Origin of the sequence: Polymorphospora rubra, assembly GCF_018324255.1 — a bacterium.
Classification (GTDB): Bacteria; Actinomycetota; Actinomycetes; order Mycobacteriales; family Micromonosporaceae; genus Polymorphospora; species Polymorphospora rubra.
On sequence record NZ_AP023359.1, the window covers coordinates 3,227,385 to 3,250,633 of the forward strand.

Sequence of the window (23,249 nt, forward strand, 5' to 3'; positions counted from 1 at the left end):
TGTCAGCACGACACAGAGGAGACAGGGAAATGGTTGAGTTCATCGAGACCGACGTCGACGGCGACGGCTACGACGACCTGGTCCGGGTCGAGGTCGACGAGCACGGTGGCATCCTGGCGCAGGCCGACACCAACGGCGACGGCATCATCGACATGGCCACCTACGACGTGAACGGCGACGGCGTGGCCGAGTACGCCGAGGTCGACACCGACTACGACGGCATCGCCGACGTCAGCTACACCGGTGGCATCGCCGCCGTCTGAACCGCACACCTGACGACCTAGCGCTTGCCTCCGAGGCAGCCCCGCGAAGGGGGGAGGCAAGACCGGGTCCACCTCCGCTGGATAAGGTTCCGGCGGAGGTGCGGAAATGGGGATTCGCCGGTTCGTGTCGAGCGGACCCCGCTGGCTGCGAGTTGCCGCGGCCGCCGCCCTGGCGGCCGGTGTTCTCGCCGCCGGCGCTGTCATCGCCGTACGGGTTCTCGTCCCGGCCGAGGTGAGCACGACGCGGGCCGGGCCGTTCCCGTCGCCCGCCGAGCAGCCCGGCCCCGGGGTCCGGGGCGTACTGACCTCGGCACCGCTGGTCGTCGCCGGCCAGCTCCGGATCTACGCCGCACCCCGCCAGGTACGCGCCGACGGACCGGTCGACGCCAAGACCGAACGCAGCCCCTACTGGTCGTACCGCCGGTGGCCGGAACAACTCGTCGGAGTGGTCGTCACCGGCGAAACCGTGGTCAGCCGGTGGTCCGACGGCCAACTCGTCGGACTCGACGGGCTGACCGGCGAGGTGCGCTGGCGCACCCCCGGCCCCGAGCCGATCGACGCCGGCTACACCGGCGGACGTACCGGTGCGGACACCGTCTACCGTCCGCGCGGGCTCTACACCGCGAACCCGCCGGGGGGCGGCGCGGTGCTGATCGCCGACAACTCCACCGAGGTACGTGGCTTCGACGCGGCCACCGGCCGGGAACTCTGGCGGGCCGGCTACGACCGCCCCCACTGCCGCGCCACCGGGTTCACCACGACCGGTGGCGCCTTCCTGACCGTCGACGTCTGCGCCACCGAGGAGCCGCCGGTCGAGTTGTACGACGTGACGACCGGGGCGGTGACCCGCTGGCAGCCGGAAGGGTCCCGCAAGCCGCTCCGGGTGACCGGCGTGAGCTGCGCGGCGGCCTCGTCCAACTGCCCGGCCGTACAGGTCCTCAGCGCCGGTGCGCGCCGCGGCTGGTCGACGGCCGGCCCGACGCCGACGCCGGTGCCCGCACTCGACGCGCCCACGGCCCTGGTCGCCGGGGACACGGTTGTCGCGCCCGGCGCCGACCCCACCACGGTCGTCGCCACCTCGCTGGGCGACGGCGCGCGGCGGTGGAGCCGCACCGTCGACACCACCCCGCCGGCCGACCCGTCCGTGCCTCCGGTCGCCGGGGCGTCGGCGCCGCCGGTACGCCTGCTGGCCAGCCAGCCGGGTCGGCTGCACCTGCTGGTCGCCGGCGGCCAACTGCTCACCCTCGACCCGGCCACCGGCGCCGAACTGTCCCGCTCGGTGCTCACCGTCGGGGTCACCAACCGGCAGAAGACCGACTGGCAACCCGGTCACGTGTACGCCGAGGCCGGCCTGGTCTGCATCGAGCGACTGCCGTACGAGTGGGATCCGGAGGGCACCGACCCGGGCGGCTTCTTCGTCGTCCAGCCGATGATCCTCGCCGGCACCTGAGGCGGCGCCGGCGAGGCGGCCGAACTCAGAGAGCCGATTCGGCGGCGGCGAGGAACGCGTCGTTCTCCGCCGGGGTGCCGATGGTGACCCGTACCCCGTCGCCCGGGAACGGCCGTACGATCACGCCCCGCGCCTCGCACGCCGCCCCGAACGCCGCCGCCCGGTCGTGCAGCGGCAACCAGACGAAGTTGGCCTGGCTGTTCGGCACGTCGGGAACCAGCTTGCGCACCGCCTCGGTGACCCGTTCCCGTTCGGCGACGACCAGCGCGCAGCGGCGGCGTACCTCGTCCTCCTGCCCGAGCGCGGCGAGCGCGGCGGCCTGCGCGACCAGGCTGGTCGAGAACGGCGTGACCACCTTGCGGACGGCGGCGGCGACGGCCGGCTGCCCGACCAGGAAACCGATCCGCAGGCCGGCCAGCCCCCACGCCTTGGACAGGGTGCGCAGCACGACCACGTTCGGCCGGTCGGCGTACGTCTCGATGCCGTCCGGCACGTCGGCGTCCGTGACGAACTCCCGGTAGGCCTCGTCGAGCACCACCAGCACGTCCTCGCCGACCGCGTCGAGGAACCGGTCGAGCTGTGCCCGGCGCAGGCTGGTGCCGGTCGGGTTGTTGGGGTTGCAGACCAGCACGATCCGGGTCCGGTCGGTCACCGCCGCCGCCATCGCGTCGAGATCGTGCCCGTGACCGGCGTCGTTCGGCACCCGTACGCTGGTCGCGCCGCTGGTCGCCGCGATGATCGGGTACGCCTCGAAGGACCGCCACGAGTAGAGCACCTCGTCGCCGGGCAGGCAGGTGGCACGTACCAGGTGCTCGCAGAGCGCCACCGAGCCGCAGCCGGTGGCGATCCGGTCCGGGGCGACGCCGTACCGCTGCGCGAGCGCGTCACGTAGCGCCACGACACCCATGTCCGGGTACCGGTGCGCGCCGGTCACTGCCTCGGTCACCGCCTCGACGACACCGGGCAGCGGCCCATACGGCACCTCGTTGCTGGCCAGCTTGATCGCCTCGGGCAGCCCGAGTTCACGGGCCAGATCGGCGGGGCTGCGACCGGGTACGTAGTTCGGCAGCGCGTCGAGGTCGGCGCGGGTGAGTCGCTGGGGCTCGGCGGAGCGGGGGCTGGTCATGCGGAGCCTCCTGGGGTGTCGGTGCGGTCACCGGCCGGCGGGGACGGTTCGCCGGCCTTCGGCGGGGTGGGGTTCTTCGGCACCTGCACCACGACCGTACGCGCCGACTTGTCGTGCAGGGCCTGGCGCAGCGGCCGGTCGAAGAGCAGGAAGGCCGAATCGACGAGCTGGAGGATGAACCCGACGCAGCAGTACCAGAGCAGGGTCGGCAGGCCCATCCGGATCCAGCGGCGGAAGGAGCGGCCGAAGCCGATCCGCTCGTCGGCCTCCACCGGTACGACCTTGATGCCGGCGATCCGTTTGCCGAGCGTCTGACCGGTGTTGCCGACCGCCGGCACCTCGTACGCGAACCACAGGGCGGTGGCGAGCAGCAGGATCGTCAACAGGAGCCCGTCGGCCCGGGCGTCGAGCTGGGGCAGCCCTTCGGTGGAGCGGTCCCCGGCCACGGCGCGGCGCCAACTCTCGGCGAACAGCGGCGACAGCTCCTGGACGTACTGCCACACGAACCAGCCGTTGACGACCACGTTGAGCGCGAAGACGGCGCCGATGTCGATCAGCCGGGCGAGCAGCCGGCTGCCGAGCGGGGCCAGGGCCAGGCCGTGTGGCCGCGGCGGTGGCTGGGGCGGCTGATAGCCGTACGGCTGGTGACCGTAGGGCGGATAGGGCGCGCCGGGCATCGGCGGGTGTGCCGGTCCGGGGTGCCAGCCCGGCGGCGGGGGGCCGCCCGGCGGTTGGTTGGCCGGGGGATACCCGACGGCGCCGGTGGCCGGCGGCGCGGTGACCGGCTGGTTACCGGCCGGCGGCGTCGGCTCGGGTGCGGCGGGCGGCTCCGGCTCGGGCGGCGGCGGGCCGGCGGGTGGGGTGGCGTCGGCGGGCAGCGGCTTGCCGATCCAGCCCTCGCCGTCCCAGTAGCGCTGGGTCGTGGGGTCGGCCGGGTCCTTGTACCAGCCCGGATCGACGCTCACGCTGTGTCCTCATTCCGGTCGCTCACGGCCCCTCGCTCCTGCTCGCTCTCACGCTGGAACCTTAACCACCGGTCCTGTGGGCACCCCGCCGTGGCCGTGTTCCGGAGCTTTCCCGGCCCCACCTGGCGGACCGCGGAGCCGCCGGACCGCCCGGATCTATCAGGCATAAGGGGACGTATTGGATCGACACGGACGAATCACGCTGGCGGCATCGGCGGCCGGTCGTCACTACCGTGTGCCGCATGGCGACGGGTAAGCCGAGGATGCGGTTCTACCTCATCTTCGTGCTGGCCATCGTCGTCGCGCTCGCCGCCACCGGGGTGTGGAATCCGTTCCCGACCATGTGGGACTGGGTCAATCGTAGCCAACCACTGTCCAAACCGGACGTCACCTGGCAGCAGCGGGTCGGTGGCACGCCGAAGAGCGTGACCATGGCCGGGAACGCCGTCGTGGTCGAGCACCGGACCTCCGTCGAGGCGCTCAATCTGTCCTCCGGAGTGCGGCTGTGGGAGCGCAAGGCGGACTGGAGCGCGGTCGCCGGCGGTGCCCAGGATCCCGTCGTCGCGGTGGGAAAACTGCTGATCAAGGGCTACGAGGTGCTCGACCCGGCGACCGGGGCGGTCCGGCGCAAGGACACCGAGGCGGTCGCCGTGTGGACGTACCGCAACGCCCTGCTCGACGTGCGTTGCTCGGACCCGAAGGACTGCACCCTGACCGCCTGGGATCCGCGGGGCACCACCCCCCGGTGGTCCACCGACATCCCCGGTGTCGGGTTCGTCCTCTTCGCCGACAACCCGGACGTGCTGGGCACCCGCCGGCTCACCGCGGACGGTGTCGACCCCGACGCCGGTGGTCCCGAGCCCATGCCGGCTCTGATCGGCTTCCCGATCGACGGCCGGGTCCACGTCGTCGACACCGCGACCGGCCGCGTGGTGCAGCGGCTGGAACCGGACCGGCGGGACCGGCTGGTCGTCGTCGGGGGGCGGGTGCTGAAGATAACCGCCCGCTCCGAGGACGGCACCTGCTACTTCAACGTCGAGGCCCACGACCCCAACACCGGGCAGCGGATCTGGCAACGGGCCGGGATCAACCTCCGTACGGCGGACGGCGCCGGCTGCGTACAGCGGGAGGATCCGCAGGGCGGGCTCAACGTCATCGTCGGGATCGCCCCGGACGCCCGCGAGACGGTGATCGACGCGTACGACGGCCGGTACCTGTGGGTCGGCACCGAGGGCGAGAAGCTGCGCGCCGTCGACGACCACCACGCCCTGGTCCGGGCCGCCGACGGCAGGTCGGTGAAGGGACACCGCCTCTCGGTCGACGGCCCGCGCTGGGACCGGCCGGTCCACCCGGACGCCGAGATGGCCCTGGCCCGCTTCGCGGCGATCGTGGTGGACAGCGACCCGGACCGGGTGATCGCGCTGGATCCCGCGACCGGCCGGGAACTGGTCAACCTCCGTACGACCGCGAAGGTCCTCGCGGTCGGCCCGGCCGGCATGATCATCGGCGAGGGACGCGACGTCGGATACGTACCCTTCAACGGCTCGGCCCCCGAACAGCCGCCCGGTGGGCCGCCCGGCGGCGGCAACGACCCCGGCGGCAACGGGGACGGCAGTGGGCCGTGCGGTGGCGCCAAGCAGCCGGAGTGCGCATCGCCGCAGCCCAAGGACGGGTGACCGGGGCACTTCGGTGACGGCGGACATGCCCGGTACCGGCGGGTGGGAGCGGGCCGCCGCACTGGCTTAGGCTCTCCATCCATGAGCAGTGCCGCCGCGTTCTCGTACTCCCCCTGCTGCCCCTCGGTGCCGACCAGACCGAATACCGGCTGATCACCGACGAGGGCGTCGACGTGGTCAACGGCCCCGGCGGCCGGCGGTTCCTGACCGTCGACCCGGCGGCGCTCACCGCGCTGACCGCCGAGGCGATGCACGACATCGCGCACTTCCTGCGCCCCGCGCACCTGGCCCAGCTCCGGTCGATCATCGACGACCCGGCGGCCTCGCCCAACGACCGGTTCGTCGCCCTCGACCTGCTGCGCAACGCGAACATCGCGGCCGGCGGCGTGCTGCCGATGTGCCAGGACACCGGCACCGCGATCGTCATGGGCAAGCGCGGCCGGCACGTGCTCACCGACGGCTCCGACGAAGAGGCCATCGCCCGCGGCGTCTACCAGGCGTACACCCGGCTCAACCTGCGCTATTCGCAGCTCGCCCCGATCACGATGTGGGAGGAGCGCAACACCGGCACCAACCTGCCGGCGCAGATCGAGCTGTACGCCGAGGACCCGGGCGGCCACCCGGACGCCTACAAGTTCCTCTTCATGGCCAAGGGTGGCGGCTCGGCCAACAAGTCCTACCTCTACCAGGAGACCAAGGCGCTGCTGAACCCGACCAGGATGATGCAGTTCCTGGAGGAGAAGCTGCGGCTGATCGGCACCTCGGCCTGCCCGCCCTACCACCTCGCCGTGGTCATCGGCGGCACGTCCGCCGAACACGCGCTGAAGACCGCGAAGCTCGCCTCGGCCAAGTACCTCGACAACCTGCCGACCGAGGGCTCGATGCTGGCGCACGGCTTCCGTGACGTCGAGCTGGAGGCCGAGGTGCTGGAGCTGACCCGGCAGTTCGGCATCGGTGCGCAGTTCGGCGGCCGCTACTTCTGCCACGACGTACGCGTGGTCCGGCTGCCCCGGCACGGCGCCTCCTGCCCGGTCGCTATCGCGGTCTCGTGCTCCGCCGACCGGCAGGCGGTGGCGAAGATCACCCCGTCCGGGGTCTGGCTGGAGCGGCTGGAGACCGACCCGGCCCGTTTCCTGCCCGAGGTCACCGAGGAGACCCTCGGCGGGGACTCCGACGTGGTCCGCGTCGACCTCAACCGGCCCATGGACGAGATCCGGGCCGAACTGTCCCGCTACCCGGTGAAGACCCGACTGTCGCTCACCGGCCCGCTGGTCGTCGCCCGCGACATCGCCCACGCCAAGATCGCCGAGCGGCTGGACGCCGGCGAGCCGATGCCGCAGTACCTGCGCGACCACGCGGTCTACTACGCCGGGCCGGCGAAGACCCCCGAGGGCTACGCGTCGGGTTCGTTCGGCCCGACGACGGCGGGCCGGATGGACGCGTACGTGGAGAAGTTCCAGGCCGCCGGCGGCTCGCAGGTCATGCTCGCCAAGGGCAACCGGTCCGGCCAGGTGACCCGCTCCTGCCACCAGCACGGCGGCTTCTACCTCGGCTCGATCGGTGGCCCGGCCGCCCGGCTGGCCCAGGACTGCATCCGGCACGTGGAGGTGCTGGAGTACCCGGAGTTGGGCATGGAGGCGGTCTGGAAGATCGAGGTCGAGGACTTCCCGGCCTTCATCGTCGTCGACGACAAGGGCAACGACTTCTTCGCCGAGGTGACCAAGCCCGTCCTGACGGTCGGCCGCCGCTGACCCTTACCTCGGGGATCTCTGCGTGCCGGCGTCGTGCGGGGCAGGATGGAGTACGTGACTTCTCCTGAGGCTGTGGGCTACCGGATCGAACGCGACACGATGGGCGAGGTGCAGGTGCCCGCCGACGCGCTGTGGCGGGCGCAGACGCAGCGCGCGGTGGAGAACTTCCCGATCTCCGGGCGTGGGCTGGAATCCGCGCACATCCGCGCGCTCGCCCAGATCAAGGGCGCCGCCGCGGAGGTCAACGCCGAACTCGGGGTGCTCGACCCGGAGATCGCCGATGCCGTCGCCACCGCCGCGGCCCACGTGGCCGACGGCGGCTACGACGACCAGTTCCCGATCGACGTCTTCCAGACCGGATCCGGCACCTCGTCGAACATGAACACCAACGAGGTGATCGCCACCCTCGCCGAGCGTGGACTCGGCCGCCAGGTGCACCCGAACGACCACGTCAACGCGTCGCAGTCGAGCAACGACGTCTTTCCGTCGTCGATCCACCTGGCGGCGGCCCAGGCGGTCGTACACGATCTGCTGCCGGCGCTGCGGCACCTCGACGCCGCGCTCGCGGCGAAGGCGGCCGAATTCGCCATCGTGGTCAAGGCGGGCCGTACGCACCTGATGGACGCCACGCCGGTCACTCTCGGACAGGAGTTCGCCGGGTACGCGACGCAGGTGCGGCTCGGTGTCGAACGGCTGGAGTCGGCACTGCCCCGGCTCGCCGAACTACCGCTCGGTGGCACCGCGGTCGGCACCGGCATCAACACCCCGCCCGGGTTCGCGGCGGCGGTGATCGAACGACTCCGGCAGACGACCGGGTTGCCGCTGACCGAGGCCCGGGACCACTTCGAGGCGCAGGGCGCGCGGGACGCGTTGGTCGAGACGTCCGGACAGCTCAAGACCGTCGCGGTCAGCCTCTACAAGATCGTCAATGACATCCGCTGGATGGGGTCCGGCCCCACCGCCGGCCTGCGCGAACTGCTCATCCCCGACCTCCAGCCGGGCTCGTCGATCATGCCCGGCAAGGTCAATCCGGTCGTGCCGGAGGCGGTCCGGCAGGTGTGCGCACAGGTGATCGGCAACGACGCCACGGTGACCTTCGCCGGTACCCAGGGCGACTTCGAACTCAACGTGATGCTCCCGGTGATGGCCCGCAACCTGCTGGAGTCCATCCGGCTGCTGGCCGCCGCGAGCCGCCTGCTGGCCGACCGCTGCGTGGCCGGCCTGGTCGCCGACGAGAAGGTCGCCCGGACGTACGCGGAGAGTTCGCCGTCGATCGTCACCCCGCTCAACCGCTACCTCGGGTACGACGAGGCGGCCTCGATCGCCAAGCAGGCGCTGGCCGAGGGGCTGACCATCCGCGAGGTGGTGATCGAGCGGGGGCACGTCGAGTCGGGCCGGCTCACCGAACGGCAGCTCGACGAGGCGCTCGACGTGCTGCGGATGACCCGCCCCTGAGATCGGGGCGGGCGCCGGCCTACCCTCGACCGCGTGATCTCCGCCGTGGTCTTCGACGCCGACGAGACGCTGATCGACCTGCGGCCCGCGGTGACCGGCGGGCTGGTGGCCGTACTCGAGGAGATGTGGCGGCTCACCCCGATGGCGGCGAACGTGACGCTCGCCGACCTGGAGTCCGACTGGGGAGCGGTCTTCGGCGACCTGGCGTCGGCCCCGGTGACCGAGATCCGCCGGGCCGCGTTGGCCCGGTCGCTGGCCCGGGCCGGCCTCGAGACCGAACTCGACCGGCTCGCCGGACTGTTCTTCGCCCGACGGTTCGAGCTGACCCGGCCGTTCGCCGACGCGCTGCCGGCGCTGCGGCGGCTGCGGGAGACGTACACGCTGGGGTTCGCCACCAACGGCAACAGCCGGGCGGAGCGGTGCGGGCTCGCCGGCGAGTTCGCGTTCGAGATCTACGCCCATGTCGGCGGGGTGCCGAAGAAGCCGGACCCGGCCTTCTACGCGGCCGTGCTGTCGGCGGCCGGGGCTGAACCGGCCGCGGTGGTCTACGTCGGCGACTCGCCGGAACACGACGTGACCGGTGCCCAGGCGGCCGGGTTGCGGGCGATCTGGCTCAACCGGTCCGGCGCGGCGACGTCGGCCGGCCTACGCCCGGACGGCCAGGTACGGACGCTGACCGAGTTGCCCGCGGCGATCGCCGCGCTGCCGGCCTGACCCCGGCCCGAGGGGTTCGCCGCCAAGATCCGCGTGATCAGGGACTCTGCATGCCGACACGCCGACGACACGCCAGACTCGAACCCTGATCACGCGGATCTTTGGGGGTGCTTCAGCCGAGGGCGGTGGCTATCGCGGTGGCGGCGGCGCTCACCTGTGGGCCGACCGATTCGATGTCCAGGGCGGCGAGTGCCACCACGCCCACGCTCGCGGCCAGGCCCTCGACGCCGGTGACCGGGGCGGCCACGCCGTACGCCCCGGGTTGCAGCTCGCCGACCGTCGCGACCGGACCGAGGTCGCCGAGCCGGCCGGCGAGGATCGCCCGACCGGCCGCGCCCCGGTCGAGCGGATGCCGGGATCCGGTCCGGTAGGCGACATGGAACGCGGTCCAGCTCGGCTCGACGACGGCCAGGGCGACCCCCTCGTCACCCTCGGCCACGGTCAGGTGGGCGGTCGCGCCGACCTGCTCGGCCAGCCGGCGCAGCGCCGGCAGGGCGGCGTCGGCGAGCAGCGGCTGCGCGCGTCGGGCCAACTGGAGCACGCCCACCCCGAGCCGGAGCCGGCCGGCCGTGTCGCGGCGGACCAGGCCGTGCTGGACCAGCGCGGCGACCAACCGGTAGACGACCGTCCGGCCGACACCGAGCCGGGCCGCCGCCTCGGTGACGGTCAACCCGCCGGGTGCGTCGGCGACCAGCTGCAGCAGTCGTAGCCCCCGGTCGAGGGTCTGTGCCGTCTCACCCGGGCGGGGCGCGCTCTCCACGACCGAGACCCTACGCGTGGAGCGGATCGGCCGGCGCCACGCCGGCCCCTGCCGGCCGCCAAGATCGGATAAGGTGGGTCAGGGGTATGTCCGGACGCCGCCGGGATGGCCGCTGCGGCTACCCTTGTACGGTGACGCTACGCCTTTACGACACCGCGACCCGATCGGTGCGGGACTTCGTCCCGCGCGAGAGCGGCAAGGTGGGCGTCTACCTCTGTGGGCTGACCGTGCAGGCACCGCCACACATCGGTCACCTCCGTTCCGGCGTCAACTACGACGTGCTGCGCCGCTGGTTCCTGCACAACGGCTACGACGTGACCTTCGTCCGGAACATCACCGACATCGACGACAAGATCCTCGACAAGGCGTGCGAGCAGGACCGGCCCTTCTGGTCGATCTCGTACGCCAACGAGTTGATCCTGTCGGCCGCCTACCGCAGCCTCAACGTGCTGCCGCCGACGTACGAGCCGCGGGCGACCGGGCACGTGCCGGAGATGCACGAGCTGATCACCCGGTTGATCGCGCAGGGGCACGCCTATCCGGCGATGGACGGCTCCGGTGACGTCTACTTCGACGTCAGCTCCTACCCGGCGTACGGGGAACTGTCCGGGCAGCAGCCGGACGCGATGCGGGCGGCCGAGGACGCGCCCGCGTTCGCCAAGCGCGACCCGCGCGACTTCGCCCTGTGGAAGGGGCACAAGGCCAGCGAGCCGGCGGACGCTTCCTGGCCGTCGCCGTGGGGGCGGGGCCGGCCCGGCTGGCACATCGAGTGCTCCGCGATGTGCTGGCGCTACCTGGGCACCGAGTTCGACATCCACGGCGGCGGCCTCGATCTGACCTTCCCGCACCACGAGAACGAGGTCGCGCAGTCGAAAGCGGCCGGCTTCGGATTCGCCCGCTACTGGGTGCACCACGGTCTGCTCAATCTCGGCACGGCCAAGATGAGCAAGTCGCTGGGCAACGTCATCGACCTTGCCCACGTCACCGCGATCGGGGTCCGTCCGGTGGAGTTGCGCTACTACCTCGTGTCGCCGCACTACCGGTCCCGGATCGACTACTCCGACGAGGCGCTGCGCGAGTCGGCGGTCGCCTACCGACGGATCGAGGGATTCGTGCAGCGGGCCGTCGAACGTGTCGGCCGGATCGGTGCCGGCGCGCCGCCCGCGGCGTTCGCCGCCGCCATGGACGACGACCTCAACACCTCGGCGGCGACGGCGGTGCTGCACGACGTACTGCGGGACGGCAACACGGCACTGGCCGACGGCGACGACGACGCCACCCGCGTCGCGCTGGCCTCGGCGCGGGCGATGCTCGACATCCTGGGCGTCGATCCGCTCGACCCCGGGTACACCGGTGGTGAGCGGGGCGGCGACCTGAGAGCGGTCGTCGACGCGCTGGTCGCGCTGGCCCTGGAACAACGGGCCCAGGCCCGGCAACGGAAGGACTGGGCCTCCGCCGATGCGGTGCGCGACCAGCTGAAGCACGCTGGAGTCGTGGTGGAGGACACCTCACACGGCCCGCGTTGGACCATTGGAGAACAGGACTGATGGCTGGCAACTCGCAGCGCCGTGGGCGTCGGGTGACCTCGAAGAAGGGCGCCACGATCGGCTCGGGCGGCAAGAACCGCGCGGGTCTGTCCGGCAAGGGCAAGACCCTCCCGGCCGACGAGCGTCCGTGGCACAAGGCGTACTCGGGCACCGAGAAGCTGCCCCAGCGCACCGCCTGGAAGCAGGACAAGGAACGGCGGGCGGCGGCCGAGGAGGGCCGGGCGCCCAAGATCGGCGCACCGGGCACGAAGGACACCACCTGGGGCGCCGGCCAGCGTGGCGTCGGCAAGCCGGCCCGCGGGGCCGCCGCCAAGGCGGGCGGCCGGGCCGGGGGCCGGACCCCGACCCGCGGCGGACCGCGGGTGGCGCCCGGACGCAAGTCGATGCCGGCGAAGGACGCCCCGGAACTGCTCGTCGGGCGCAACCCGGTCGTGGAGGCGCTGCGCGCGCAGGTTCCGGCGACCGCGCTGTACGTCGCGCACGGCATCGACATCGACGACCGGGTCAACGAACTGGTCCGGACCGCCGCCGACCGGGGCATCGCGATTCTCGAGGTCGGCCGGCCCGAACTGGACCGGATGACCGGGGGCGTGCTCCACCAGGGCGTCGGCCTTCAGGTGCCGCCGTTCGCGTACGAGATCTTCGAGGACCTGCTCGCCGCCTCCGTCGAGCACACCGCGCCGCTGCTCGTCGCGCTCGACGGGGTCACCGACCCGCGTAACCTCGGCGCGGTGATCCGTTCTGCGGCGGCCTTCGGCGCGCAGGGCGTCTTCATGCCCGAGCGGCGCGCGGCCGGCATCACCGCCACCGCCTGGCGTACCAGTGCCGGGGCCGCCGCCCGGGTGCCGGTCAGCCAGGTGACCAACCTGACCCGGGCCATCAAGGCCTGCCAGCAGGCCGGCTTCATGGTGGTCGGGCTCGACGCCGACGGCGAGACCGAGCTCTACGACCTGGAGGCCGCGGTCGGGCCGCTGGTGGTGGTCGTCGGCTCCGAGGGACGCGGACTCTCCCGGCTGGTCGGCGAAACCTGTGACCTGCGGGTGAGTATCCCGATGGTGTCGGAGATCGAGTCGCTCAACGCGTCGGTGGCCGCCGCCGTGTCGCTGGCCGAGATCGCCCGGCGGCGCCGGGAGTCCTGACCCGTCGGACCGGGGGAGCGGGCCGCCCCGCCCGGACCGGATCCGGGGCGGCGCGGCCCCCGTAACATGCAGGGCCGGGCATCCCCTCGCCCCGGAGGAGTCGGCAGATGGCAGACCAGGACGGGTACGCGCTCGGCGTCGACCTCGGCACGTCGAACACCGTCGCCGTGCTGCGCTGGCCGGACGGCCGTACCCGCCCGCTGCTGTTCGACGGCCAGCCGGTCATGCCGTCCGGGGTCTTCCTCGACGAGACCGGCCGGTTCCACGTCGGCCGGGACGCGCAGCGGCTGGCCCAGGCCGACCCGGCCCGCTACGACCCCAACCCGAAGCGGCGGATCGACGAGGCGGGTGTACTGCTCGGCGACCGCGAGGTGGCGACCGTCGACCTGCTCGGCGCGCTGCTCGGCGCGGTCGCCCGGGCCGCGGTCGAAGCGGTCGGCTTCCTGCCACCGGCGGTCGTGACGTACCCGGCGGCATGGGGCGCCCGTCGCCGGGAGGTGCTCGCCACCGCGGTCGGCCGGGCCGGCTGGCCGCCGGTCGACCCGGCCACCGTCGCCAGCGGCGAGATCCGGCGGGGCACCGGCACCATTCTGGTTCCCGAGCCGGTCGCCGCGGCCCGCTACTTCGCCGACGTGCTGCGCCGGCCGGTGCCGGTCGGCAAGGCGATCGCGGTGTTCGACTTCGGCGGCGGCACCCTCGACATCGCGGTGGTCCGCAACGAGGGCGCCGACGGCGGCGGCCGGGCCCGGTTCGCGGTCGTGGGCTCCGGCGGCGTCGCCGAACTCGGCGGCCTCGACCTCGACTCCGCCCTCGTCGACCACCTCGGTCAGCTGCTCGCCACCGCCGACCCGCAGGCCTGGCGGCAGCTCGCCCAGCCGGCCACCCCGGCCCAGTGGCGCAACCGCCGGCAGTTCTGGGACGACGTACGCGGCGCGAAGGAGATGCTGTCGCGCAGCACGGTCGCCCCGGTGCCGGTTCCCGGCGTCGACCAGGCCGTCCACCTCACCCGTGACGAGCTGGAGCGGCTGGCCACCCCGCTGCTGCGCCGCGGGGTCATGGAGGCGGGCAACGTCATCACCAACTGCCGGATGACCAGCGACGAACTCGCCGGCCTGTTCCTGGTCGGCGGCTCGTCGCGGGTGCCGCTGGTTGCCCGGCTCCTGCACTCCGAACTGGGCATCGCACCGACCGTGCTGGAACAGCCCGAGCTGCCGGTGGCCGAAGGCGCCCTGGCCGAAATCGTCGCGCCGCCCCCGTCACCGGCGACCACCGCGGGGCCGGTCGGACCGGTCGGCTCCGACGATCTGGCCGCCGCGGGTCCGGCCGCCGGCCTCGCCGCCACCGGCCCGATGATCGCCGGTCCGGCCGGTGCCGGTCCGGGCGTTCCCGGCGCCGGCGCGACCGCGTCGGGTGCTCCGTCGGCCGGTTTCGGTCCGGGTGGTGCCGCTTCGGGTGGTGCCGGCGCTGGTCCGGGTGGCGTCGCGGGGGACGCGCCGGCCGGGGTGCCGTCGCCCGGCGGGCCGCCGGTCATCTCCGCGCCGCCGTACCAGTCGGGGACCACCTACCAGGCCGGGACGTACGTGTCGGGTGCCGCCGGTTCACCCGCCGCGCCGCCGGTCAGCCCCGGCCCGGCGTACGGGACCGGCGCCGCGTCCGCGCCGCCGTACCGGTCGGGTGTCCCGTCGGCACCGCCGTACCAGTCGGGTGTCGCGTCCGGACCGCCATACCAGTCGGGCGGACCGGCCGGGGCGGCGACCGACCGGGCCGGGTGGCACCCGGCACCGGTCGCATACCCCGTTTCTCCGGCCGGCCGGCCGGCACCGCAGCAGGCCGTTCCGGTGTCCGGCGGGCAGCCCGGGTCCCGGTACGCCGCTCCGCCACCGCGTCCGGCCGAGCCGGACCGGGAACCGGTGGGCATCCACGGCGGCGGCCACCACCGGCGGTCGTGGTGGGTCGGAGGGGGTGCGGCGGTCGCGCTCCTCGCCGTCGTGGTCGCTGGCTACCTCTACTTCACCGGCAACCGCTACGCCGACATCGACTTCAAGAACTTCGCCGTCGTCGGGACGATCGAAGCCGGGGAGAACCGGCCCTCGAGCCTCTTCACCCGAGTCGTCGGCGACCGGGCATACGCCGCCTACCAACTGGAGGACAACCGGCTGGAGATCGTGGCGGTCGACATCACCACCGCCAAAGTGGTGTGGCGCAAGCAGACCGCGGAAACCTCCGACCGTTGGGCCGGCATCAGCGCACTGCCCGACGGTGTCATCGCGTACGCCGACCAGGTCAGCGTCTCCGAGCCGCGCGCCATGGTCGTCTACGGCGACGACGGCGACAAGCTGTGGACCCATCAGGTCCGGGGTGACGACTGGGTGCACGTCTTCGACGGGGCGGCCGTGGTCATCGACCGGACCGGCAACCGGGTCGTCGGCCTCGACCGGCGGACCGGTACGCAGAAGTGGTCCCACAACAACCCGCCGGACCAGTACGGCAACGCGGCTACCGCCGTCTACCCGGTGAGCACGGCGAAGGACATCTCCGGCCCGGTCACGGTCACGGGCGACGCGCTCGCCCCGGATCTCGGCGACGACCAGCGGATCGTGCAGATCGGCGCCGACCGCAGCGTCCGGCTGATCGACGTGGAGAGCGGCAAGATCATCAGGAGCCGGCCGAACGTGGCCGATCCCGACGACACGGTGCTGGCGTACGAGGGCCGGCTCTTCGTCGGCGCCAACGAGAGCGGATACCGGATCGCCAGGTACGACCTGGAGAGCCTCGGTGAGCCGTCGATCGTCTACACCGCGACCGACGCGCAGGGGCGGCTCGATGCCATGGTGCCCTGCGGCGACGGACGGATCTGTCTGCTCGAGACGTCGTCGTTGGACCGGAAGACCACCCACCTGGTGGCGGTGAACGCCGAGAAGGGCGGGGAGATCTGGCGCAAACCGTCCGCCAACGCCCAGCTCATGGTGCCGGTCGGCGATCACGTCATCACCCGGACCCAGAGCACCCCGGAGTCCAAGGTCTTCGACGCCGACGGCAACGAGGTGGTCAGCCGGTCGGGGGTCGCGGTCCGGCTCGACGCGGCCAACGTCCTCATCTTCGACGAGGACCTGTCCAGCTATTCGGCCAGTCCGAGCGTTGCCGGACTCGCGGTACGCGCCGGTGAGCCGGTCGAACTGGGCCGGCTGAGGGACGTCTGGCCGGCCAGCTGCTCGTGGAACACCGCCCAGATGATCTGCGGGACCAGCGAGGGATTCGTGGTACACCGCTTCGCCGGGGAGTGAGGGCCGGCACCGCTGCCCTGCTGCCGTACTCCTTGTTGATCTGAGCGAAAACCACCTCTCCCAGCCTGGGAGAGGTGGTTTTCGCTCAGATCGACTGTGCCGTTCGCCGCTGACCCGGCGGTGGCCGGGCGGTCAGCCGGCCCGGCCCGGGTGCCGGCGTTCGGCACGCCGGACCACGGCGTGCAGGGCCAGTAGTGCGTATCCGCCGAGGATCGGGATGACCGCCGGCAGGATCATGACGCCGAGGACGGCCACCAGCGCGGCGACGCCCGCGGTGGCGATCAGCAGGCCGGGATGCGCCCCAGCGGTCAGTGCCGCGGCGCGGGCGGCGGCCAGCCAGTCCCGGCCGTCCCGCCGCCCCACCTCGACCAGGGTGAGGCCGGCGAGTCCGGCACAGGCCACGGCCAGTACGACGGTCAGCACGACCAGCGGGGAGCCGCCCGGTACGACCCCCCGGTGCAGCGCCAGCAGGTTCACCGCGAGCAGAGCCGCGGTGGCGAGCAGGGCGAGGGTGGCCGCCGCACCGGGTAGGAGAGCGCGGGCGAACCGGCGCAGGGTCGGTCGGAGGCCGGGCCAACTGTCCGTTTCGATCCAGTCGTGGACGGCCGCGCTCGCGGTCGCCACCGCACCGCCCGCCGTCACCACCCCCAGCGACCCGATGGCGGCGAGAATTCCGACCAGGGCCAGGTCACTGGCGTTGCGCAGGGTGTCCCGCCAGTCCCGCCGCGGTGCCGCGGCGTCGGCGTCCTCCGGCCACCGACCCGCGACGTCCGGACCGGGTACCGATCCGGACGAGGCCCCCGGACCGTCGACCGTTTCCCGACGAGACACCCGCCCAGACGTCATGGCAACGCACCCACCCCGGCGTCAACCCCGCGGCCCGACGAGGCACCCGGCCCGAAGTCGAACCTTGACCGGCCCGCCGGACCACGACGAGGTACCCGGACTGCCGTCAAACCACGACCGGCCCTGCTGTAGCCCGACGAGGCACCCGGCCCGAAGTCGAACCTTGACCGGCCCGCCGGACCACGACGAGGCACCCGGACTGCCGTCAAACCACGACCGGCCCCGCTGTAGCCCGACGAGGCACCCGGCCCGAAGTCGAACCTTGACCGGCCCGCCGGACCACGACGAGGTACCCGGACTGCCGTCAAACCACGACCGGCCTGCGCAACGACCGACTGCCCTGCCATGACCCTCCGAATCATCCTTTGAGCCCGCTCGTGTTGATCCCCTCGACGAGCATCCGCTGGAATGCGACGAAGAAGAGGAAGACCGGGAGCAGGGACAGGACCGACATGGCGAACATCGGGCCGACCGCGCTCTGACTGGTGGAGTCGATGAACAGGGTCAGCGCCACCGGCACCGTGTAGTCGTCGAGGTCGGACAGGTAGACGAGTTGGCGGAAGAAGTCGTTCCAGGTCCAGATGAACGAGAAGATCGCCGTGGTGACCAGCGCCGGCCTGCTCAGCGGCAGGATGACGTGGTAGAAGACGCCGTACGAGCTGGCGCCGTCGATCTTCGCGGCCTCGTCGAGTTCGCGTGGGATGCCGCGCATGAACTGGACCATGAGGAAGACGAAGAACGCCTCGGTGGCCAGGAACTGGGGCACGACCAGTGGCAGGTAGGGCCAGGGGCCGCCGACCATGTCGAAGGTGCGGAACAGGATGTACTGCGGCACGATCAGCACGTGACCGGGGAGCAGCAGCGTCCCGATCATGACGGCGAACCAGATGCCGCGGAACTTGAACCGCAGCCTGGCGAAGGCGTACGCGGCGAGCAGGCAGGAGACCGCGTTGCCGACGACGGTCAGCAGGCTGACCAGGGCGCTGTTGAAGAAGAACCGGCCGAAGCTGACGTCGAAGTTGGTCCACCCGTTGGTGTAGTTGCTCGGGGTGAACTCCTCCGGCAGCAGGCCGATGTTGTTGACGATCTCTTCTTGCGACTTGAACGACGTCCCGATCATCCAGATGAGCGGATAGAGGACGACGGCCAGGATGGCGATCAGCATGAGCAGGCGGAGCGCCTGCCGGCCGGTGCCGGATTGACGGGGGGTGGCTATCGCCGGTGTCTGGGTGACCATCAGCGGTCCTCTCCATCTGAGTAGTGCACCCAGAACCGCCCGGTGCTGAAGAGCACGATCGTGATGGCGGCGATGGCGAGCAGGAAGACCCAGGCCATGGCGGACGCGTAGCCCATTTCCAGCTCGGTGAAGCCGGTGATGTAGAGGTTCAGTGTGTACATCAGGGTCGAGTCGACCGGGCCGCCGGTGCCGTTGCTGAGTACGAACGCGGCGGTGAAGCCCTGGAAGCCGTTGATCGTCTCCAGCACGAGGTTGAAGAAGATGACCGGCGACAGCATCGGCAGGGTGATGTTGAGGAACTGGCGTACCGGGCCGGCGCCGTCGACGGAGGCGGCCTCGTAGAGCTCGGTCGGCACCTGCTTGAGGCCGGCCAGGAAGATCACCATCGGGGCACCGAACTGCCAGATGGCCAGCACCATGAGGGTTTCCAGGGCCCAGTCGGGGTCGTTGACCCAGGGCTTGCCCTCGATGCCGAAGATGCTCAGGAACGAGTTGAACGCTCCGTCGCGGTTGAACATGTTGACCCAGACGATGGCCAGCGCCACGCTGCCGCCGAGCAGCGACGGCAGGTAGAACAGGCCACGGAAGAGTCCGACGCCGCGCCAGGCGCGGTTGAGCAGCAGGGCGACGGCGAGTGCCGCGGCCAGCTTGAGCGGAACCGCGATCAGGGCGAACGACAGCGTCACCTGTACGGCGTGCCAGTACGACGGGTCCGCGGTGAACATCCGCTCGTAGTTGGCGAATCCGACCCATTCGAGTTCGGACCAACTGCTGAGGATGTCGTAGTTGGTGAAGCTGAGGTAGAGCGAAAGCAGCATGGGAATCGCCGTGATGGCCATCAGTCCGATGAGCCAGGGCGACAGGAAGACGTACCCGGCCAGACCTTCGCGCCTCCGGACCCGTCCGGACCCCCGCTTGGCGGAGGTCCGGACCGGGTCCTTGGGGCGGGAGGTCGGTTGGGGCGCCGTGGTCAACGCCACGAGTCGACTCCTCTCCGATCTCGTGACGGGTTATACGATTGCGGACTTGCAGGCGGTCAGGAAGGCGGCGGCGGCCTGGGCCGGCGTCTGCCGGTTGTACTGGGCTTCCTCGGCCGACTTGATCAGCTCGGCCCGGACCTTGCTGTGACCCTTCAGCGGCACCTGCGGCGACGGGCCGAACTTCGTGGCCAGGTCGGTCTCGACCTGGATCGAGGTCTTCATGGCCGGGTCGGTGACGGCGTCGCTGACCGTCTTGCGTACGTCGAGGTTGGACGGCAGGCCCCGGTCGGTACCGAGGATCTTGCCGGCTTCCGGGTCGTTGGACAGGAAGTTGAGTACGTCGACCGCGACGTCCTTGTGCTTGGTGCCGCGGAAGACCGACCAGTACATCGAGGCACGGGCCCACTGCGCGCTCGGGTCGCCGGGGTAGGCGATGACGCCGAGTTCGTCCTTGGTGTTCTTCTTCAGCTCCGGCAGCTGGTTGACCCACACGAACGAGGTGGCGGCCTTGCCGGTGACGACGAGCTGCTTGGTGATGTCGGTGGCGTTGCCCTCGTGGATCACGTCGGCGGTCGGGGTGGCACCGCGGTCGCGGGCGCCCTTCCACAGCTCGAACCAGCGGGTGACGTCCGCCTCGTCGAAGCCGAGGTCCTTGCCCTTGTAGAGGTCCTTGCCCTGCTGGCGCAGCCACACCCAGAACGCCTTGTAGTCGGCGCTCGGGTCCATGGTGCCGGGGGTGCCGGTGGTCTTGCTGACCTGCTCGGCCCAGCTGATGAAGGCTTCCCAGGTCATGCCGGTGGTCGGCTCGGGCAGGTTGTGCTTCTGCAGCAGCGTCTTGTTGTAGACCAGGCCCTGCGTGTTCTCACCGGAGGCGATGCCGGCGAGCTTGCCGTCGACGACGCCGTACTGCCAGAGGCTCTCCGGGAACTTGGTGACGTCGAGCTTGTTGTCGTCCTTGTACGACGTGAGGTCGAGCGTGGTGTTGCGGGACGCGTACTCGGTCAGGAAGTTGTCGTCGATCTGGAAGATGTCGGGGGCGTCGCCACCGGCGGTGAGGGTGGCGAGCTTGTCGAAGTAGCCCTGGTTGGCCTGCCAGGTCTTCTTGAAGGTGACGTTCGGGTGCTTCTGCGTGTAGAGGGCGAGCGCCTGCTCGGTGAGGTTGGCGCGCGCCTCACCGCCCCACCAGAAGATCGACAGTTCGACCGGTGCGTTGGGGTCGGTGCTCGCTTCGTTGTCCTCGCCACCGCAGGCCGCGGCACCGAGGACCAGGGGCAGGGCGACGACCGCCGCGACCAGGGCACGTAGCCTGCGGCCACGACGGAAAGGGGTACGGTGGTCGCGCGGGGCGTCCGCCGTCGGGGATGAAGCGGGGTGCATTTGCGCTCACTCCTTGGCGTTAGGAGGCGACTCCTTCGAGGGCGGCTGCCGCCGTGCTGCCCGGGCCCGCAGGGCAATGCGGGCCCGGGCTCGTTGAGTCGCGAATGACCAGTTCGGTCTGCAGCGTTACCTGTGCGGTGGTGCGACGGTCGTCTCCGTGCTGTAGCAGCATGTCGACGGCCGTCCGGCCGGCGGCCGCGGTTGGGGTGGCCACCGTCGTCAATTTGGGGCGGGTGAGTCGGCTCAGCGAGATGTCGTCGATGCCGACCACGCTGATGTCCTGTGGCACCCGGATCCCGAGCGCGTCGAGCCCTTCGATGAGGCCGATCGCCATCAGGTCGTTGTAGGCCAGTACGGCGGTGACCTCGGCGCGGCGGACCTGGTCCGCCATGCTCTGGCCACCGTCTTCGGTCGGTGGGTTGGGGCCGAGTACGGTCAGGGTCGCTTCGGCGGCGCGGGCTGCCGCCCCGGCCGCGCGGCGGATCTCGCGGCTGGTCCACGAGCCACGCGGGCCGCTGAGCAGGGCGATCTCGCGGTGGCCGAGGCCGGTCAGGTGTTCGATGGCCAGGCGGGCGCCTTGGCCGACGTCCATCACGACCGCGGGTAGTCCGGTGACCTGCCGGTTGATGACGACGAGCGGCACCTCCCGGCTGAGTTGCTCGATCAGGCTGTTGCTCATCCGTGGGCTGCACAGCAGGACCCCGTCGACCTGCTTGGCGAGCGCGTGGACCAGTTCCTCCTCGACCGACGGGTCCTCGTTCGTGTCGGTCACGAAGATGTGGTAGTCCCGGTGGCGGGCCTGGCTCTCCGCCGCCTTGATCAGAGGCGGGAAGAACGGGTTGGCGATGTCGGCGACCATCAGGCCGATGTTGTGGGTCCGGCCGGTGATCAGCGCGCGGGCGGCTTTGTTGGGGCGGTAACCGAGGTGCTCGGCACAGGCCAACACGCGACCGCGGGTCTCGGGGTTGACCAGGTGCGGGGCCGAGAACGTGCGGGAGACGGTGGAGATGTGCACCCCGCAGGCCCGGGCTACGTCCCGAATGGTGGCAGGCACGTGAATCCCTTTCGCACTGTGGCTGGCGTCACTTCGGTGCGCCAATTAATGCAAACGGTTGCTCGGGTGTCAACGCCTGGATTACCGGATCATTGCGGCGAGGTTCCCGATCGCCGTCTAGAACAGCAATGAAGTAGGACAAACAGGGCGACTTTGTCGACGATCGTTGACGATCCCCGGGTTACATGGTTATTTCTGCTGCAAACGTTTGCAGTTACGGAGGCGGTGCGGAATGTCAGGTGAACCGGGTCGACGGCAGCGTTATGCCCTGGTCGGAGCAGGGGCGCGGGCGGAGATGTTCGTCCGGGCGCTGGTCCTCGACCACGGCGCGACCGCCGAACTGGTCGCCCTGGCCGACGTCAACCAGACCCGGATGGACGCCCACAACGCCTGGCTGCGCGAGCTGGGCGCGGCGGCCGTGCCGACGTACCGGGCGGCCGACTTCGGCGCGATGCTGGACAAGGAACGCGTCGACACCGTGCTGGTGACCAGCGTCGACAGCACCCACGACGACTACATCGTCGCCGCGCTGCGGGCCGGCTGCCGGGTGATCACCGAGAAGCCGATGACCGTCGACGTGCCCCGCTGCCAGCGGATTCTGGACGCGGTCGAGGCGACCGGCGGATCGGTTGCAGTGGCTTTCAACTACCGCTACAACCCGTTGCACGAGAAGGTGCGCGAACTCATCGCCACCGGCGAGATCGGCGAGATCGGCTCGGTCCACTTCGAGTGGCTGCTCGACGTACGGCACGGGGCGGACTACTTCCGCCGCTGGCACCGCGACAAGGTCAACTCCGGCGGGCTGATGGTGCACAAGGCGAGCCACCACTTCGACCTGGTCAACTGGTGGCTCGACGCGGTGCCGGTCGAGGTCTACGCCGCCGGACGGCTGTTCTTCTACGGCTCCGACGCCGGCCGGCGGCACGGCTACGCCCGCGACTACGACCGGGTGCACGGCTCGCCCGCGGCCACCGACGACCCGTTCGCGATGCACCTCGCACAGCACCCCCGCCTGCAGGCGCTCTATCTCGACGCCGAGGCCGAGGACGGCTACCACCGCGACCGCAACGTCTTCGCGCCCGGCGTGACGATCGAGGACGACATGTCGGTCCTGACCCGCTACTCCACGGGCGCGACGCTGACCTACCACCTCACCGCGTACGCGCCGTGGGAGGGCTACCGGGTGATGTTCAACGGCAGCCGCGGCCGCCTCGAACTCGAGGTCGTGGAGAGCGACCACGTCAGCCCGCGGAGCGCCGGCGCGCTCAAGGGCGCGGCACTGCACGGCACCGAGGCGGCCGCCGAGTCGGGCTCGGTCAGCCTGACCGTACGGCCCTTCTGGACCAAGCCGCGCGAGGTGCCGGTGCCCGGCTACCGCCGGGAGGGCCACGGCGGTGCCGACGCCCGGATGACCGCGGTGCTCTTCGGCGGCGCGGCCGACCCGATGACCCGGGGCGCCACCGCCCGTGACGGGGCGCTCGCCCTGCTCACCGGTCTGGCCGCGAACCGCTCGTTCGAGACCGGGCAGCCGGTGCGGGTCGCCGACCTGCTGTCCGTGACCTGAGCGCGGCCGGCCGAGCCGGCTGCCCGTGACCTGATCCCGACCATGCCACTTGCGAGGAGAC

17 protein-coding genes and 1 pseudogene are annotated in these 23,249 nt (G+C 71.5%); 10 read left to right on the plus strand and 8 right to left on the minus strand.

Annotated features, from left to right (window positions below; all coding sequences use genetic code 11):
- Positions 1-29: 29 nt before the first annotated feature.
- Both Prubr_RS14810 and Prubr_RS14815 read left to right on the plus strand, forming a co-directional pair.
- Positions 30-263, plus strand: coding sequence for a hypothetical protein (locus tag Prubr_RS14810; protein WP_212825835.1), 234 nt, complete (start codon positions 30-32; stop codon positions 261-263).
- A 106-nt stretch (positions 264-369) separates the two neighbouring features.
- On the plus strand, positions 370-1,713 hold the full coding sequence (locus Prubr_RS14815; protein ID WP_212825837.1) for an outer membrane protein assembly factor BamB family protein: 1,344 nt from the start codon (positions 370-372) through the stop codon (positions 1,711-1,713).
- A 25-nt stretch (positions 1,714-1,738) separates the two neighbouring features.
- Here the strand turns inward: Prubr_RS14815 and hisC are convergent, their stop codons facing one another.
- Both hisC and Prubr_RS14825 read right to left on the minus strand, forming a co-directional pair.
- A complete protein-coding gene (gene hisC, locus Prubr_RS14820; protein WP_212825839.1) occupies positions 1,739-2,839 on the minus strand; it encodes a histidinol-phosphate transaminase in 1,101 nt (366 codons plus the stop codon).
- A complete protein-coding gene (locus Prubr_RS14825) occupies positions 2,836-3,804 on the minus strand; it encodes an RDD family protein (protein WP_212825841.1) in 969 nt (322 codons plus the stop codon). The genes hisC and Prubr_RS14825 overlap by 4 nt, the downstream gene beginning before the upstream one ends.
- Before the next feature lie 242 nt (positions 3,805-4,046).
- On the opposite strand from Prubr_RS14825, the gene Prubr_RS14830 reads away from it, so the two are divergent.
- The 4 genes and pseudogenes from Prubr_RS14830 to Prubr_RS14845 all read left to right on the plus strand — a co-directional run bounded on the left by Prubr_RS14830 (position 4,047) and on the right by Prubr_RS14845 (position 9,400).
- Positions 4,047-5,480, plus strand: coding sequence for an outer membrane protein assembly factor BamB family protein (locus Prubr_RS14830; RefSeq protein ID WP_246568692.1), 1,434 nt, complete (start codon positions 4,047-4,049; stop codon positions 5,478-5,480).
- Positions 5,481-5,561: 81 nt separating this feature from the next.
- Positions 5,562-7,231: pseudogene (locus Prubr_RS14835) on the plus strand (fumarate hydratase).
- Between the two features lie 45 nt (positions 7,232-7,276).
- Positions 7,277-8,686, plus strand: coding sequence for a class II fumarate hydratase (locus Prubr_RS14840; protein WP_212825843.1), 1,410 nt, complete (start codon positions 7,277-7,279; stop codon positions 8,684-8,686).
- Between the two features lie 33 nt (positions 8,687-8,719).
- A complete protein-coding gene (locus Prubr_RS14845; protein ID WP_212825845.1) occupies positions 8,720-9,400 on the plus strand; it encodes an HAD family hydrolase in 681 nt (226 codons plus the stop codon).
- A 112-nt stretch (positions 9,401-9,512) separates the two neighbouring features.
- On the opposite strand, the gene Prubr_RS14850 is transcribed toward Prubr_RS14845, so the two are convergent.
- The gene (locus tag Prubr_RS14850) at positions 9,513-10,160 is read right to left on the minus strand and encodes an IclR family transcriptional regulator (protein ID WP_212825847.1); all 648 of its coding nucleotides are present in this window, start codon (positions 10,158-10,160) and stop codon (positions 9,513-9,515) included.
- Between the two features lie 131 nt (positions 10,161-10,291).
- Between Prubr_RS14850 and cysS the strand changes: the two genes are divergently transcribed.
- The 3 genes from cysS (at position 10,292) to Prubr_RS14865 (ending at position 16,130) form a co-directional block, all read left to right on the plus strand.
- The gene (cysS, locus tag Prubr_RS14855; protein ID WP_212825849.1) at positions 10,292-11,707 is read left to right on the plus strand and encodes a cysteine--tRNA ligase; all 1,416 of its coding nucleotides are present in this window, start codon (positions 10,292-10,294) and stop codon (positions 11,705-11,707) included.
- Positions 11,707-12,846 (plus strand): 23S rRNA (guanosine(2251)-2'-O)-methyltransferase RlmB, encoded by a 1,140-nt coding sequence (gene rlmB / locus Prubr_RS14860; protein WP_212825851.1) that lies wholly within the window; start codon positions 11,707-11,709, stop codon positions 12,844-12,846. The genes cysS and rlmB overlap by 1 nt, the downstream gene beginning before the upstream one ends.
- Positions 12,847-12,953: 107 nt before the next feature.
- Complete coding sequence (locus Prubr_RS14865; protein WP_212825853.1) at positions 12,954-16,130, plus strand: hsp70 family protein; 3,177 nt, start codon at positions 12,954-12,956, stop codon at positions 16,128-16,130.
- A gap of 132 nt (positions 16,131-16,262) precedes the next feature.
- Here the strand turns inward: Prubr_RS14865 and Prubr_RS14870 are convergent, their stop codons facing one another.
- The 5 genes from Prubr_RS14870 to Prubr_RS14890 all read right to left on the minus strand — a co-directional run bounded on the left by Prubr_RS14870 (position 16,263) and on the right by Prubr_RS14890 (position 21,624).
- Entirely contained in the window at positions 16,263-16,976 is a 714-nt protein-coding gene (locus tag Prubr_RS14870; protein WP_246568693.1) for a hypothetical protein, read from the minus strand.
- A 358-nt stretch (positions 16,977-17,334) separates the two neighbouring features.
- Complete coding sequence (locus Prubr_RS14875; protein ID WP_212825856.1) at positions 17,335-18,213, minus strand: carbohydrate ABC transporter permease; 879 nt, start codon at positions 18,211-18,213, stop codon at positions 17,335-17,337.
- Complete coding sequence (locus Prubr_RS14880) at positions 18,213-19,193, minus strand: carbohydrate ABC transporter permease (RefSeq protein ID WP_212825858.1); 981 nt, start codon at positions 19,191-19,193, stop codon at positions 18,213-18,215. Before Prubr_RS14880 ends, Prubr_RS14875 begins: the two co-directional genes overlap by 1 nt.
- 30 nt (positions 19,194-19,223) lie before the next feature.
- A complete protein-coding gene (locus Prubr_RS14885) occupies positions 19,224-20,570 on the minus strand; it encodes an ABC transporter substrate-binding protein (protein WP_212825860.1) in 1,347 nt (448 codons plus the stop codon).
- 19 nt (positions 20,571-20,589) lie between these two features.
- Positions 20,590-21,624 (minus strand): LacI family DNA-binding transcriptional regulator, encoded by a 1,035-nt coding sequence (locus tag Prubr_RS14890; protein WP_212825862.1) that lies wholly within the window; start codon positions 21,622-21,624, stop codon positions 20,590-20,592.
- A 232-nt stretch (positions 21,625-21,856) separates the two neighbouring features.
- Here Prubr_RS14890 and Prubr_RS14895 point away from each other — a divergent pair, with 232 nt between their 5' ends.
- Positions 21,857-23,188: a Gfo/Idh/MocA family protein gene (locus tag Prubr_RS14895; protein WP_212825864.1), complete on the plus strand. Its 1,332-nt coding sequence runs from the start codon at positions 21,857-21,859 to the stop codon at positions 23,186-23,188.
- The last annotated feature ends 61 nt before the right edge of the window (positions 23,189-23,249 follow it).